The organism is Paenibacillus glycanilyticus, from assembly GCF_023715145.1.
Classification (GTDB): domain Bacteria; phylum Bacillota; class Bacilli; order Paenibacillales; family Paenibacillaceae; genus Pristimantibacillus; species Pristimantibacillus glycanilyticus_A.
In genome coordinates this window covers 114,686-129,085 of the sequence record NZ_JAMBNP010000009.1, presented here as the reverse complement: position 1 = coordinate 129,085, position 14,400 = coordinate 114,686, and the positions used below count along the sequence as shown (strand labels likewise).

Here is a 14,400-nt window from a genome sequence, read left to right as displayed (position 1 = left end):
CTAATCAACCTTGTCCGATAACGGCAGCTTTGCGCACGCCTTCCTGGCTGCGAATAACTTCAATAAGCGTTGTCAGTTCTTCATTCAGCTGTGATATATCCACAGATATGACCACATTGGCAAAACCCTGCAGCGGAATCGTCTGGTTCATGGTCAGCACATTCCCCTCTAGGCTTGCCACAAGACTCAATACCTTAGATAATACACCGGATCGATGCTCCAAATCCATCGAAATGGTTACGATCCGTTCACGTTCCAGCTCATGAAGGCCGTATACGCCGTCTTTATACTTGTAAAAAGCGCTTCGGCTAAGCCCTACTTTCTCTACCGCCTCATGCACCGTCGACGCCTCGCCGCGTGAAAGCATCTCTTTCACCTGGATGGTCTTCAGGATCGCCTCCGGGAGCATATCCTCACGAACGACATAATAACGTTGCGTCACTATTTCGTCCTCCCTACAAAGACAGTTGTTCTTCTATAATGGACATTATATCGGAATATGCTGGATGCGGCAATAGGTAACTGCGATGCTTTCTATGTAAAAAAGACGGCCAAAGGCCGCCTTTACCGTCTATTTGCTCTATTTCATTAACCGTTATAATCGCTGCCTTCGAAGAATTCGAACGTGAAGTCGGCAATTTGAACCGTATCCCCGTCTCTAGCGCCTTCACGGCGGAGAGCGGCATCAACGCCCATCTTCCGCATGAGCTGCGCAAAGCGCATAATCGCATCGTACGAATTCATGTTCATACGCTTCAGATAGTTCTCGATTCTCGTGCCCTTCACGATGAAGATCTCGTCTTCGCGGTGAATCGTGAAGCTGTCATCCTCGCGTTTCTCGAACGTGAATACTTTCCGCTCCGCGACATCCTTCACTTCTTCAATCGATACTTCCTCCGGAACGGAGTCAAGCGTATCGGCCGCTTTATAGAGAAGCTCCTGAACGCCTTGCTTCGTGAGCGACGAAATCGGAACAATGATGTATTCCCGGTCTCCGCGCACCTCTTCCAGCTGCTGCTTGAACAGTTCCAGATTATCGGCCGCCTCCGGCATATCCATCTTGTTGGCTGCGATGATCTGCGGACGCTCCGCAAGCTTCTCGTTGTATTTCACGAGCTCATCGTTGATTTTGACCCAATCCTCGAACGGATCGCGGCCTTCCGTTCCCGCGATATCCAGCACATGGACGATAACTCTCGTCCGCTCAACATGCCGCAAGAATTCATGGCCAAGTCCAACGCCTTCATGAGCCCCTTCGATCAAGCCGGGAAGGTCAGCCATTACGAAGCTGCGTCCGTCGCCGACGTCAACAACGCCGAGGTTAGGAGTAATCGTCGTAAAGTGATAAGCGCCAATCTTTGGCTTAGCGCCGGACACAACCGACAGAAGCGTCGACTTGCCTACGCTAGGGAAGCCGACAAGACCAACGTCCGCCATGACTTTAAGCTCCAGAGTAACCCAGCGCTCTTCGCCTTCTTCACCGTTCTCGCAAATATCCGGAGCAGGATTATTGATCGTAGCGAACCGGATGTTGCCACGGCCGCCTCGGCCGCCGCGCGCAACGACTACTTCTTGCCCGTGTCGCGTCATATCGGCGATAATCTCCTGAGAATCGTCGTCCACAATCACGGTTCCTGGCGGAATGCGAACGATCATATCGTCAGCACTCGCGCCATGCATCGATTTCACCTTGCCGCGCTCGCCCGCCGGTCCTTTGAAATGCTTTTGATAACGGAAATCCATAAGCGTCCTCAGGCCTTCGTCCACCCGGAAAATAACGTCACCGCCATTTCCGCCGTCGCCGCCGGCTGGTCCGCCCTCCGGCACGTATTTCTCGCGGCGGTAGGAGACGATCCCGTTGCCTCCGTTGCCGCCTTTTACAAATATCTTCGCTTTATCGACAAACATGTTTTGCCCCCGTTCAAGCGCGCCATTCCGCTTTTAACACCAATTCCCGCTGCGGATGCTCCACATCGACCGGCAATAGAGACGCGCCTTCCAACTGCTGTTTTATTTTATCCGCAAGCTGCTGCTCGCTGGTTAAGTCGCCCTCGTAATAAAAAGCTACAATCAGCATCTCCTCATCTCTGGAGAGCTTTAACGTAAGTGAAGCCGGATCGCCGTACCCTGTCTTCACGGAGAATCTGTAGGCATTGATCAGGCTGATGATCGATTCCGCGATAGCCCGTCCGCCATCCTCCAGCTCGTTCAAGTGGATGCTGTCATCCATCTTTACCTGAAGCTGCATGGCATTGGTCAAGGTGCGGAAAGATTGAATATAGCTGATCAGTGAAGGGACGCCAAGCTTTGCAATCTGGCTCTCCTCCGTCATTCTAACCCTTATCTTCTCCACGTATTCCACGGTTTTATCCAGCTTGTTCATCCGTATGTAGCCGAACAATACTTGAAGATCATTCATCCAGTCATGCCGATGATGATTTAGTGTCTTGATGCTTGCTGTCTGCAGCATCTGCACGGTCCGCGCCAGCCGCTGCTCCTGCTCTTTGCGTTCCGTCTTGATCCATAATACCGCAACTGCTACTGTCCATAAGAGAAAAAGTGCAACCAGCCATACCGAAGAAGGCCAAATGAGCACAGCCGCACCTGGCAGCACAACGGAAGCCGCTGCCGACTGTCTCGCCATTCTAATGCGATCCATCCTGATCGTTCCCACTTTCTGCTTGTTTCCTAGCTAAACCAGTATAGCATGCGATTGCGGCAGCCGAAAGGTCTAAACAAACAAAAACCCCGGCCTGTTCATCAGGCCGGGGCACTTGTTGCTATTAAGCTTCTACTGCTGCGGCTACCGGAGCCAGATCAACAGGGTACACGCTCACTTTTTTGCGATCGCGTCCCAAACGTTCGAACTTAACAACGCCTTCAACCAGTGCGAAAAGCGTGTCGTCTTTACCGATACCCACGTTTGTACCTGGGTGAATCTTAGTACCGCGTTGGCGGAACAAGATGCTGCCAGCGGATACGACTTGACCGTCAGCGCGTTTAGCGCCAAGACGTTTCGAATGGCTGTCGCGGCCGTTCTTTGTAGAACCTACACCTTTCTTCGATGCGAAAAGCTGAAGATCTAATTTCAACATGGTGTTTCCCTCCTTCTTTAAAGAAGTTGTTCATGAATTACGACGTATTTACCGTAAGTTTTTGAGATTGTACCGAGCATAACGACCATCGATTCGAGCAACAGCTGTACCTTGTCGTCCGTTTCCTTATCCGGCTGCTCCGGAATGTCTGACGAAAGCCATCCATTCTTCATCGAAGCCGGCAGTACCACGTTCGACAACGCTTCGATAGCATTGACGGTTCCGACCGAAACGGCCGATACCCCGGCGCAGATGATATCCTTGCCGCGGTCTGCATATTTAGCGTGTCCGGAGATCGCAAATGATACAATCCGTCTGTCAGCGGCTCTACGTTCGACTGTAACAGTTATCATAAGAAAGTCCTCTTACGCTTGGATTTTCTCGATTGTTACTTTCGTGAACGGTTGACGATGGCCTTGCTTGCGGCGGTAGTTCTTTTTGGCTTTGTATTTGTAAACGATGATCTTTTGGCCTTTACCTTGTTTCTCGATTTTGCCAGAAACAGTAGCGCCGGAAACAACTGGAGTACCAGTTACGAGACCTTCGCCGTTAGATACTGCCAATACACGATCAAACGTTACGCTTTCGCCTTCGTTTGCGTTCAGTTTTTCGATGTAGATTACATCGCCCTCTTGAACTTTGTATTGCTTGCCGCCAGTTTCGATAATTGCGAACATGAGTTGCACCTCCTTATTGTCGAAGACTCGCCTAATCCAGGTGGCCGCAGCCAAAAGCTGCTGCTCTTAAACCCGATTGGAGCGGTTCATGCATGTCCACACAGTTATAGGATGAGACATACTAGAACATTCTATCACACGCAGCCCAATCAATCAACTATAACCTACAGATGTATGGAAGATTTTTTCCCTGTGCCACCGCATGCCGGGCAGCGCCCGCTTAATTGCCGTGCCGCGTTGTCCCTTGCTTTCCGTCTTGTCAGTTCAAGCAGGCCAAGCCTTGTCCAACCAAATACGGTGCATTTGGTCCGGTCCTTCTTCGCCCAATCCGATAGACGGGCCATGACCCTCTCGCGGTTGGACTCGTTCTCCATATCAATAAAATCAATAATGATGATGCCGCCAACATCGCGAATCCGCAGCAACCTGGCAATCTCGTCCGCCGCTTCCATATTCGTTCGGAACACCGTGTCTTCGAGGCCGATCGCGCCCGTATATTTAGCCGTATTTACGTCAATGACCGTCAGCGCCTCCGTTTCATCCCATACGAGAGAGCCTCCGCTCTCCAGACGGATGCGGGTCTGAAAAGCCGCTTCAATCTGTTCGGTCACCCGGAAACGGTCGAATAAAGAAACCTTTTCCTTCCGCGCATCAAACAGCTTCAGCCGTCCCGCCAGATGAGGGGTCATTTCTTTCAGCAGGGATACCGCTTCGCTCGAACGGGAAGCATCATCCAGCCATACCTCGTCGATATCGTCAGTCAGCGTATCCCTTACCGCGCGCCGCAGCAGGCCAGCCTCGCGATGAAGCTCTGCCGGGGCTTTCGCGGTAACTGAACGCTGCATGACGCTTGTCCAAAGCTGGCGCAGCTGATCAACGTCCGTCCCCAGCGACTCTTGCGATTCGCCTTCCGCCGCAGTGCGCATGATGATCCCTTCCTCGCCCTGCCGCAGCTGTTCCCCAATCATCCGGATCCGCGAGCGTTCGCTTTCGGCCATTATCTTTTTGGATACTCCGACGTATCCGGCTATCGGCATAAACACAAGCCACCGGCCAGGCAGAGTGAAATGCGTGGTCACACGCGCTCCTTTGCTGCCCATGGGCTCCTTCATGACTTGCACAACCAATTCCTGTCCTGGCTTCACTAGCTCCGTGATAGAGGGCTTTTGCTCGGGCTGTTTCTCCAAATGCGGATGCAGCAGATCATCTATGTATAGAAACGCATTTTTACCCAGACCAATATCTACAAAAGCGGCCTGCATGCCCGGCAGTACATTAACAACTCGTCCCTTGTATACATTGCCGACTAATCCGCTGCTCTCCGACTGTTCCATATAAAAATCGATTAACCGCCCGTTCAATAACACGGCGGTCTGCAGCAGCTCGCCATGTCCGTGCATTAACATCCGCTTCATTCCCGAATATCAACCGCCTTACTTTTTGTCATCACTCTATTCTACCACCAAGGTGCCTGCTCGAAAAAGTGGTCTATTTTACCTCTATTGAAAAAGCTCGATGACAGCGCGATTGGGATCGCGCTCCGTTAAATAGCGGTCCACGACTTCTTTCTCGGGAACAACCTTGACGATCCGGCCTTCCAGCTCCATCAAATAAATCAGATGGTACTGTTCACGCCATAATAGACGGACAACACCAATAATTGGTTGCTTTAAATTTACAATTATTGGTCGGGCGAGGGCGCCCCGTGCAATGGTACGGACAGCAACGCGGTCCCTGTGCATCAGGAAACGTACAAATAAATACGGAATGTTCCGGTAATACGTCCAATTCGTCAGAAGCAGGAACAAGCCTACAACGAGCAGATTAAGCTGGATGCCGGCATCCGGGCGGAACGCGGTGGATAAAGCGTAACCGATCATAAGGAAACTAAGAACAATGCTGATCCGGGATGTCCATTTCATCATGGAATAATAATTAAAGCCGTAGCTGAAGGCAGCCTGCAGCAGCTTGCCTCCATCCAGGGGATAAATAGGCAATAGGTTAAATAAGGCAATCATGAGATTTGCCTGCCAGACATAAGCGGCCCATTCCGGATCCCACCAGCCAAGCTGCCCGCAGCCCCAGGCGGCAAGACCCATCCACACATTCTGAAGGGGGCCGGCAATGGCGATAAGCGCATCCTGTCCCGCGGGAATGCTGCCCGCATCTTCAATCTCTGCAACCCCGCCAAAGGGAAGAAGCTTCACCTCGCGTACCGTCAGGTCAAAGCTTCTCGCGACAACTACATGTCCAATCTCATGGACCAGGACGATTAGAAACAACGTGAAGAGCTCGGCGAAATAGCCGGTCATAACAGAGCCAATCATGACAAGCACAAACAGCGGATGAACCGACCAGCGGATGCCCTTCCATTTAATCAATCGGAATCACGCCCACAGGATCGACGTATTGGTTATTTTGCCTTACGGCAAAGTATAAAAGGCTTGGCTCCTCACCTGTTGTCTCTCGCAGAGCCCCTATCGCGTCGCCCGCTTCAACCCAGTCCTCCGGTTTCACGGTTGCTGCGCCAAGCTTGCCATAGACAGATGAGCGGCCGTTCGCATGCTCTATGACCACCGTAAAGCCGTTGCCGTTCTCAGCTTCAGATACGACGAGAACTCTTCCCGTCTCAATAGCTGACACTTCCTCTTTCGACGAACCAGCCAGCTCAATGCCGTTCAGCAGCTCAGCGTATGTACGGACAATGGCGCCGTCAGGCAGAGGAGATACAACGGGCAGCTCTACCGAACCGTTAGCCGATTGCGCTTCCTTTGGGTCGTTATTAAATATCGGAATAAAGGAAGGGGCGCCGGCAAACGTTTCCTTGTACCAGGTCGCAACAGCCGTAAAATCCATTTCGTCGGTCAAGGCGTTCTTGACGACGGTTTGTCCCTTCTGCGCAAGCGGCGACTCATTATGAAAGACGCCCCAGATGGCGGCGAACAGAACGGCGGCAATAACGGCTTTCCATTTGAATTCATTGCGGAAAAATGGCCTGCGGCCGCTGCCTCCGTCTTCCGGCTCGTATATCGAGGCATATTCCGGCCTGAATCTCCCGTTCTTCCCGTCACCCGATTCCCAGCCGAGCCACGGATGAGGGTTTGTTTTCCACAGCTTTTCCGGATCCAGCTCATCCCCGCCCGCATCCATCGGATAAGGTGCAGGAAACAGCATGTCCTCTTCATACCGCTGGCTTTGCTTCTCCTTTATCGGACGAACCTTAGACGGCATTCCTTGCTTCTGCTCCAGCAAACGCTCCTGCTGCTGCCATATCTTTGCCTGCTTCTCCTGCTGCTCCATCAGCTGTCTGATCTTCTCCTGACGCCGCTCCTTAACACCATCTTTTTTACTCATCGAATAGCCTCCCTCTCGCAAGACAAGCCGGCCGCCTAAGCACAGCCCTAGATCTTCTTCTACATAAATATGTGGCCAAGCCGACAAGTATGCGGGGGGCGGCATAATCCAAAATGGCCCGAGCTGAAAGAATCAAAAATGTCACAAGCTGTGTCATTGCGCATTCGAATGTTCTTCCAATCGCTGTTGTTCCCGGATTCCTTTAATAAAAAAGTTTAATGTTGGAATCCGGCGAACAAAGGCGAACGCTACCGCTTTTCCGGAATCATTCGAGCTGCTCCATTTCGGCTTTAGCCTAGAATCGGACGAAAAAAAGCCGAGCAGGTTTTTATCTGCTCGGGCATTGTGGTCTCCTTCGAGCTGGGCGGATGGCTTCAGCTCTTTTTGAGATGCAGGTTAAAGGCAAGTGCGGAGCATCAAATGATTCTGTAGAAGAAAAGATTATGCTTACGAAGTAGCTTTCTTTCCGAATGCTTTTAATGCTCGCTTTTGCAAGGGGATTCCAATCCATTGGAATTGTTCCGAAGGAATCTCCGAGCAATGGCGATCGGAAGAATAAGAACATTTGATGCGCAGTTCGCGGCCTATTAACCTACCACCGCATATGAAAAAAAGCTGGCCTACTCGGCCAGCTCGTACTTCTCTTGGTGGGCGTTAATACTGAACAATATGCCGATACACAGCATGTTCAGCATAAGCGATGTACCGCCGTAACTGATGAACGGCAGCGTAATACCGGTGATCGGCATAAGACCAATCATCATTCCGATATTCTGGAAGATCTGAAAGACATACATGGATGCAATCCCGATGACGATAAACGCTGCCCGGTTATCGTAACATCGGAAAGCGATGAGTATCATCCTGTATATCAGTAAGAAATACAGGAGCAGCAGAACCGCTGAGCCCTGGAAGCCAAATTCCTCCCCGATGACGACAAAGATGGAGTCGGAATAAGGGTAAGGAATAAACTTCCCGTTAATCATGTCGCCATTCAAATAACCATCACCGCTGAGACCGCCGGAGCCAATCGCAATCTTCGCATTTTCGGATTGGTGCTTGTCATCGCTTGATGCCTGGCTCGGATCCAGGAACGTGTTGATCCGCTTGTACCAGTGCTCCTTGTTATGATCCTTCAAATAGGTCTCGATTTCGGTATTGAACATGGTAAACAAGGAGACGAACAGCACAATGGCTGCAACTACCGTCGTCAGGCCAACCAGAACATGCGTATACTTCACGTTGCCAATCCACAGCATGCCAAGGACGATAACGATATAAATAATCGCGTTGCCAAGGTCAGGCTGAATCATAACAAGCAGAAACGGCAGGAAAGCAAAGGCCGCAATCGGAAGCAGATCCTCAATAAAGGTCAACCGATCGCCTTGGCGTCTGCCCATTATATAGGCTATGCCGATAATAATGATAATCTTCATGATCTCGGCAGGCTGAAACAAGAAGCCGCCCGGCAGCTTGAACCAGCCGGACGCGCCGTTAATGTTCGCCCCAAAGAAGAAGACGGCTATAAGCAGTGCAACGCCGATACCGTACAAGACATACCAGCTTTTCAGCAATATGCGATAATCGAATACCGTTGCCAGGATGGCTATAATAAAACCGACTATATAAAAGACGACTGTTTTCAGATCATAGTTGGGATAAAGCGGGTTGTTATGCGTAGCGCTTCTGACCAGAATGGTACTGATGCCCATCAGGCAGATGAGGATCGCTACGATTCCCCAGTCTATCTTTTTCAGTTTGTTAAGCACAAGGCAATCATCCTATTCCAAGAAACTTGCGGAAACGTTTGAAGGCACCAGCCTTCTCATCTAGCAGCATAAGCGGCACCATATCGCCAAGAATTCGGCGGGCAATATTGCGATAAGCAATCGCGGCGCGCGAAGAAGGATCCATAACGGTTGGTTCGCCTGCATTCGCAGCCTTGATGACCTTCTCGTCATCCGGCACGATACCAACCAAATCAACTGCGAGCACCTGACATATCTCATCAATATCCAGCATTTCACCGTTCTTCACCATGTTCTGGCGAATCCGGTTAATGATAATTTTGGACGGAATCTGCTCTTTCTCCAGTAATCCGATAACGCGGTCAGCATCGCGAACCGCCGCGTTCTCAGGCGTTGTAACAACGATTGCCCGGTCTGCGCCTGCAATGGCATTACGGAAGCCATGCTCGATGCCTGCTGGGCAATCAATAATGACGTAATCAAAATCTTTCTTAAGCTCAAGAACCATATCCCGAACTTGCTCCGGCGACACATCCTGCTTATCCTTGGTCTGGGCAGCAGGCAGCATGTACAGTTCTTCAAAGCGCTTGTCTTTAATCAAAGCCTGATTCAAACGGCAGCGACCTTCGGCTACATCGATCAGGTCATAAATAATGCGATTCTCAAGTCCCATTACAACATCCAAATTACGCAATCCGATGTCGGTATCAACCATACAAACCTTTTTGCCAAGCAAAGCAAGTGCCGTACCTAAATTAGCCGAGGTAGTCGTTTTGCCGACTCCGCCTTTGCCCGATGTTACAACAATCGCCTCTCCCATGCATAACACTCCCTATACCTTAATCGGATTATTGCGTAAACGGAATAATTGCGTCATCTTGTCAATCTGCATGTTTCCCTCATACAAATAAGCGAATTCCATGGCTGCGTCACCGGACATCCATTCTTCCGGAGGACGGCTGATGACATCGGCAATTCGAAGCTGGGTAGGACGCATAAGCGAAGCGGCGATAATGACATCCGTCCGGCCGTTTACGCCTGCATGGGCGACACCTCTCAATGCGCCCATTACGTATATATCTCCGCTGCACAAGATTGTGCCGCCCGGATTCAAATCCCCTGCCAGCAGCAGGTCGCCGTCATGCTCGACCGTTTGACCGGAACGAACAATTCCGGTAATGACATGAGGGCCGGCTGGAGCAGCATGAGCTCCATCCATTATTGAAAAAGACGACTCAATCGACTGTACCATCAAATTGCCCTGCGAGCGGATAACCGATTTAATCCGTTCTTTATCATCCTCGCCAAGCTGCCTCTCCCCCAGCTTCACATGCACGTGAACCAAAGGGCCGGTCAGCAGCTGCTGATGCGTTTTCTCCAGCTTATACTGCAGCTCGTCCAATAAAACGGCGAATTCGCACTTATCGTCGAGAAGGAACACGAGACCTTCCTTGACACCTTTAATCATTATATGCTGCTTCTCGGTCACGTCTGCCCCTCCCCAACGTAATCCATTCTTTTCGCGGTGTGCGAATTCCTGCTTTCTGCCTATAAAATTATTCTTCCTCCGTCTCCGGATTCAGCTTCAAATGGCTTTCATAGAGACGCCTTGCCGGTACGTATACGGCAAGCGCGAATACCAGCTGAAGGAACAAGCTAGGCAAAATATGGTCCATCAGCGCCCAGGCATACGATTCATTCGTAATCCGGAATACCATATTTACGAAATACACAATCGTATCATACAGGATGGAGCCGAGTCCGACGACCGATAAAGCGGTAAGCAGCGTACTGCGCCGGCGTTCCAGCAGCACGCCGGTATAATATCCGATTAGTCCCATAGCGAATGCGTTAACGCCCATCAAATGTCCGAAATACACGATATCCTGCAAGAAGCCGAAGCTGATTCCGAAAAACAATGCCCGGTGCCGGCCGCTGTAAAGGGCTGCGAATATGACAAATACGAACAAGAAATGAGGAACGATTCTCCCGGTCAGCTCCGCCGGAATAAGCCATGGCATAATGGTGCCTTCCACAATAAAGAGCAGGAGCATGACGAGAATGAGACGGTTAATGCCTCTGTCGCCCATCGTTATTCATCTCCCGAATCCGGTACTTGGACGACGAATACTTCTGTCAAATGATCGAATTTGGCTGCCATCTTAATCGTGGCTGTGTGCGTAAGGCCAAAATCGCCGACCTGCCTTGTCTCTACCGTACCTATTACGAGACCGCGCGGATAAACATTGCCAAGTCCCGATGTGATGACCACGTCATCTACGATCATTTTGTCGCTCTCGGCGATTTTTGTCATGATCAAGCGGTCTGTTTCTTTGTCATAGCTGCCGACAATGCCAAAGGACGAGTCTTCTCTGCCAAGGACCGTGGCCGCTATGGAGTTCGACGTTGGAGAAGTATCATCCAGCTCCGTAATCGGCGTTACGGTAGCCGTATAAGGACGAACATTGCTGACCAGGCCAACAAGCCCGTCAACCGTCGTTACAGCCATATTGGGTTTAATTCCGTTCTTGGAGCCAAGGTTAATCACCATCGTATGATTGTAAGGATCGTTATCGATTGCAATAACTTGAGCAATGACATACTTATAGTTATTCATATTTTTCTGCCGATCCGTGAAGTGAAGCAGTTCCTTGTAGCGCTCATTTTCCTTCTGGATGAAGTTATAATTAATCTTGTCCCGCGCATAGGCGGCAGCTGTCAATTTCAGCTGTTCATTCTCTTCATGGAGCGTCTTTAGTTCGCGAATGTCCTCAAAGAAGCCCGCTACTAATCCAGCGGGCTTGTAGAACCATTGCTGCGCGAATCCAACAGAATCTCCGAGAAACTTTTCGGGCCAAGTCAGCTCCTTGCGGTCACTTAGAGAGAAACCGATAACCGCAATGAACAGGATTAATCCGATCATAAGCATAAATAACCGCTTATTTCTTAGCAGCTTAAACAGTTTTAATCACCTGCCCGTTCCATATCCAGTTCCGTTACCGCTCTGGTTCAATAATTATCGTTTAGAGCGGGAAGATCCGCCTTTTTTGAACAAATGAATATGGTCAAGCGAACGGCCTGTACCAATAGCCACGCAGTCAAGCGGATTGTCCGCGACAATGACAGGCATACCGGTCTCGCGTGCCAGCAGCTTGTCCAGATTACGAAGCAATGCTCCGCCGCCAGTCAGCACAATACCGCGGTCCATAATGTCTGCGGACAATTCCGGCGGACATTTCTCGAGCGTAATTTTCACAGCATCAACAATCGAATTCACCGTGTCCATCAGCGCTTCCGTAACTTCTTCCGAAGTAATAGGCAAAGTCTTAGGCAGGCCCGTTACAAGGTCGCGGCCACGGATTTCGATCGATTCCGAACGTTCCAGCGGAAGCGCCGTGCCAATTTCCATTTTCAATTGCTCGGCCGTTCTTTCACCGATCATAAGGTTATAGAAACGTTTAATATATTGGATAATCGCTTCATCCATTTCGTCGCCTGCTACACGGATCGAACGGCTTGTAACAATGCCGCCAAGCGAAATTACAGCAACTTCGGTCGTACCGCCGCCGATATCAACAACCATGCTGCCCGTTGGCTCCCATACCGGAAGATCCGCACCGATTGCAGCCGCAAACGGCTCCTCGATCGTGTACGCTTCGCGGGCGCCGGCTTGCTTCGCTGCGTCTTCTACCGCGCGTTTCTCTACTGCCGTAATACCGGACGGTACGCATACCATTACGTTAGGATGCTTAGGAAACAGCGATTTTTGCTTTTGAGCAGAGCGGATGAAATATTTAATCATTGTTGCGGTAGTTTCAAAGTCGGCGATAACGCCGTCTTTCATAGGACGAACAGCGCGGATATTGCCCGGCGTTCTGCCGATCATTTTTTTCGCTTGTTCACCAACCGCTTCAATCGTTTTTGTATCAGTTCGCAGGGCTACAACAGACGGCTCTCTTACGACAATCCCTTTACCTTTTACAAATACGAGCGTGTTTGCAGTACCCAAATCAATTCCCAAATCTTTCGAAAAACCACCAAACATGTTAATGCTCCCTTCTAATTGCGACAATCCTTCATATTATATTACATGTAACCATGTTCCTTCAAACTGATAAACCTTCCATCCCCGATGACCAGATGATCCAGCACTTCAATGCCCATCAGCTCACCGGCCTCCACAAGACGCTTCGTTAATGCTATGTCCTCCGGGCTTGGCATAGGGTCTCCGCTCGGATGATTATGAACACAAATAATCGAAGCACTCCCGGCTTTTACGGCCGCTCGAAAAACCTCTCTTGGATGAACAAGCGACGCATTAAGCGTACCAACCGATAGTGTTTCCCGGGCAATAATATGGTTCTTCGTATTCAGAAACAGGCAGACGAAGTGCTCCTTCTTCAAATATCGCAGCTCTTCCATCACATAATTCGCAGCGTCCTGCGGTTTACGTACCGTCACGAGCTCACCTTGCCCGCTCCTTACGATACGGCGTCCAAGCTCGATACCGGCCCGCAGCTGGACCGCTTTCGCCGGTCCAATGCCTCTAATTGCAGTCAGCTCGCTCATACTCATATCAAGCAAATTTCGCAAGCTTCCACATTCTTTCAATATTTTACCAGCCAAATGCACGGCTGATTCCCGCTTCGTACCCGTACGCAGCAGAATCGCAAGCAATTCCGTATGGCTAAGCGCTTCAGCCCCATATTGCATCATGCGTTCTCTTGGTCGCTCTTCATGGGGGACATTTCGTAATAGATTGCCTTGCTCCATGTCCGTCCGTGCCTTCCCTTCCGGGTAAATAAAATGGCATTACTTGGTGTTATGTCCAATTCAAAGTCACTTCATGAAAAATAATGCTAGAAAACATAAATCTCATATTGAGCAAGCATGTCCGATAACAACGATACCGGCAAGCCAACGACGTTAAAGTAACAGCCATCAATCTTCTCGACTAAAGTCGCACCAAGCCCCTGAATGCCGTACGCACCCGCTTTATCGTCAGGTTCACCGGTTGCGATATACCGTTTCAGCACCTCATCCGACATCGGCTTCATATACACCTTCGTCATGCGGTGCGCGGCTGCGGCATCGCCGGAATCGGCAACAACGCAGGCTACTCCCGTATAGACTTCATGCTCCCTGCCTTGCAGACTGCGCAGCATAGACAAGGCATCGTCATGGTCCTTGGGCTTGCCTAACACCTGACCGTCTACAACAACAATAGTGTCCGCTCCAACTACAAGAGAAGACTTCTCTTCCTGCCGCTCTCTCAGAATAGCAGCGGTTGCATTTGCTTTGCGGAGGGCCAGCTGTTCAACAATCTGGGCAGGTGCCCAATCGGAAGGAACCGACTCGCCTACATCCGAAGACAAAAATATAAACCGGCAAGGAAAGGCCCAGCGATGCGACCAGTTCCTTCCGGCGCGGTGACGACGATGCCAGCACAAGCTGGCTGATCGTATTAGCCCATTCATTCTTGCTCAAACGTTCCACTTGCTCCTTCATTTCCCGCATCTAGCAGGT

At 50.4% G+C, this 14,400-nt stretch carries 16 protein-coding genes, 1 pseudogene and 1 other annotated feature; all 17 genes and pseudogenes read right to left on the bottom strand.

All coding sequences use genetic code 11. From position 1 onward, the window contains the following. Positions 1-4: 4 nt before the first annotated feature. Positions 5-442 (bottom strand): ACT domain-containing protein, encoded by a 438-nt coding sequence (locus M3194_RS22480; RefSeq protein ID WP_251656326.1) that lies wholly within the window; start codon positions 440-442, stop codon positions 5-7. A 146-nt stretch (positions 443-588) separates the two neighbouring features. Continuing rightward, positions 589-1,908, bottom strand: a complete 1,320-nt coding sequence (gene obgE / locus M3194_RS22475) for a GTPase ObgE (RefSeq protein ID WP_251656325.1) — start codon at positions 1,906-1,908, stop codon at positions 589-591. A gap of 13 nt (positions 1,909-1,921) precedes the next feature. After that, on the bottom strand, positions 1,922-2,659 hold the full coding sequence (locus M3194_RS22470; RefSeq protein ID WP_251656324.1) for a Spo0B domain-containing protein: 738 nt from the start codon (positions 2,657-2,659) through the stop codon (positions 1,922-1,924). A gap of 124 nt (positions 2,660-2,783) precedes the next feature. After that, positions 2,784-3,095 (bottom strand): 50S ribosomal protein L27, encoded by a 312-nt coding sequence (rpmA, locus tag M3194_RS22465; RefSeq protein ID WP_015845972.1) that lies wholly within the window; start codon positions 3,093-3,095, stop codon positions 2,784-2,786. 17 nt (positions 3,096-3,112) lie between these two features. Next, a complete protein-coding gene (locus M3194_RS22460; protein WP_251656323.1) occupies positions 3,113-3,448 on the bottom strand; it encodes a ribosomal-processing cysteine protease Prp in 336 nt (111 codons plus the stop codon). A gap of 12 nt (positions 3,449-3,460) precedes the next feature. Continuing rightward, positions 3,461-3,772, bottom strand: a complete 312-nt coding sequence (rplU, locus tag M3194_RS22455) for a 50S ribosomal protein L21 (protein WP_251656322.1) — start codon at positions 3,770-3,772, stop codon at positions 3,461-3,463. Positions 3,773-3,785: 13 nt separating this feature from the next. Further along, positions 3,786-3,869 (bottom strand) — a sequence feature (ribosomal protein L21 leader region). A gap of 67 nt (positions 3,870-3,936) precedes the next feature. Next, a complete protein-coding gene (locus M3194_RS22450) occupies positions 3,937-5,187 on the bottom strand; it encodes an Rne/Rng family ribonuclease (RefSeq protein ID WP_251656321.1) in 1,251 nt (416 codons plus the stop codon). 84 nt (positions 5,188-5,271) lie between these two features. Beyond that, positions 5,272-6,153: a M50 family metallopeptidase gene (locus tag M3194_RS22445; protein ID WP_251656320.1), complete on the bottom strand. Its 882-nt coding sequence runs from the start codon at positions 6,151-6,153 to the stop codon at positions 5,272-5,274. Then, entirely contained in the window at positions 6,146-7,126 is a 981-nt protein-coding gene (locus M3194_RS22440; protein WP_251656319.1) for a M23 family metallopeptidase, read from the bottom strand. Before M3194_RS22440 ends, M3194_RS22445 begins: the two co-directional genes overlap by 8 nt. Positions 7,127-7,746: 620 nt before the next feature. Further along, positions 7,747-8,895, bottom strand: a complete 1,149-nt coding sequence (locus M3194_RS22435) for an FtsW/RodA/SpoVE family cell cycle protein (protein ID WP_251656318.1) — start codon at positions 8,893-8,895, stop codon at positions 7,747-7,749. Positions 8,896-8,902: 7 nt separating this feature from the next. Further along, the gene (minD, locus tag M3194_RS22430) at positions 8,903-9,694 is read right to left on the bottom strand and encodes a septum site-determining protein MinD (RefSeq protein ID WP_251656317.1); all 792 of its coding nucleotides are present in this window, start codon (positions 9,692-9,694) and stop codon (positions 8,903-8,905) included. A 12-nt stretch (positions 9,695-9,706) separates the two neighbouring features. After that, positions 9,707-10,363: a septum site-determining protein MinC gene (locus M3194_RS22425; RefSeq protein ID WP_397334374.1), complete on the bottom strand. Its 657-nt coding sequence runs from the start codon at positions 10,361-10,363 to the stop codon at positions 9,707-9,709. A 67-nt stretch (positions 10,364-10,430) separates the two neighbouring features. After that, a complete protein-coding gene (gene mreD / locus M3194_RS22420; protein WP_251656316.1) occupies positions 10,431-10,964 on the bottom strand; it encodes a rod shape-determining protein MreD in 534 nt (177 codons plus the stop codon). 2 nt (positions 10,965-10,966) lie between these two features. After that, positions 10,967-11,803: a rod shape-determining protein MreC gene (gene mreC, locus M3194_RS22415; protein ID WP_285889462.1), complete on the bottom strand. Its 837-nt coding sequence runs from the start codon at positions 11,801-11,803 to the stop codon at positions 10,967-10,969. Positions 11,804-11,890: 87 nt separating this feature from the next. Then, positions 11,891-12,919 (bottom strand): rod shape-determining protein, encoded by a 1,029-nt coding sequence (locus tag M3194_RS22410; protein WP_251656314.1) that lies wholly within the window; start codon positions 12,917-12,919, stop codon positions 11,891-11,893. Positions 12,920-12,960: 41 nt separating this feature from the next. Then, entirely contained in the window at positions 12,961-13,647 is a 687-nt protein-coding gene (gene radC, locus M3194_RS22405; RefSeq protein ID WP_251656313.1) for a RadC family protein, read from the bottom strand. 86 nt (positions 13,648-13,733) lie between these two features. After that, a pseudogene (locus tag M3194_RS22400) lies at positions 13,734-14,382 on the bottom strand (Maf family protein). Positions 14,383-14,400: the final 18 nt, after the last annotated feature.

What these genes read in the sequence shown, in the direction of transcription:
- obgE (WP_251656325.1), bottom strand. Translation starts at nt 1,908, where the DNA reads ATGTTTGTCGATAAAGCGAAGATATTTGTAAAAGGCGGCAACGGAGGC.
- M3194_RS22470 (WP_251656324.1), bottom strand. Translation starts at nt 2,659, where the DNA reads ATGGATCGCATTAGAATGGCGAGACAGTCGGCAGCGGCTTCCGTTGTG.
- rpmA (WP_015845972.1), bottom strand. Translation starts at nt 3,095, where the DNA reads ATGTTGAAATTAGATCTTCAGCTTTTCGCATCGAAGAAAGGTGTAGGT.
- M3194_RS22460 (WP_251656323.1), bottom strand. Translation starts at nt 3,448, where the DNA reads ATGATAACTGTTACAGTCGAACGTAGAGCCGCTGACAGACGGATTGTA.
- rplU (WP_251656322.1), bottom strand. Translation starts at nt 3,772, where the DNA reads ATGTTCGCAATTATCGAAACTGGCGGCAAGCAATACAAAGTTCAAGAG.
- M3194_RS22450 (WP_251656321.1), bottom strand. Translation starts at nt 5,187, where the DNA reads ATGAAGCGGATGTTAATGCACGGACATGGCGAGCTGCTGCAGACCGCC.
- M3194_RS22440 (WP_251656319.1), bottom strand. Translation starts at nt 7,126, where the DNA reads ATGAGTAAAAAAGATGGTGTTAAGGAGCGGCGTCAGGAGAAGATCAGA.
- minD (WP_251656317.1), bottom strand. Translation starts at nt 9,694, where the DNA reads ATGGGAGAGGCGATTGTTGTAACATCGGGCAAAGGCGGAGTCGGCAAA.
- mreD (WP_251656316.1), bottom strand. Translation starts at nt 10,964, where the DNA reads ATGGGCGACAGAGGCATTAACCGTCTCATTCTCGTCATGCTCCTGCTC.
- mreC (WP_285889462.1), bottom strand. Translation starts at nt 11,803, where the DNA reads ATGCTTATGATCGGATTAATCCTGTTCATTGCGGTTATCGGTTTCTCT.
- M3194_RS22410 (WP_251656314.1), bottom strand. Translation starts at nt 12,919, where the DNA reads ATGTTTGGTGGTTTTTCGAAAGATTTGGGAATTGATTTGGGTACTGCA.
- radC (WP_251656313.1), bottom strand. Translation starts at nt 13,647, where the DNA reads ATGGAGCAAGGCAATCTATTACGAAATGTCCCCCATGAAGAGCGACCA.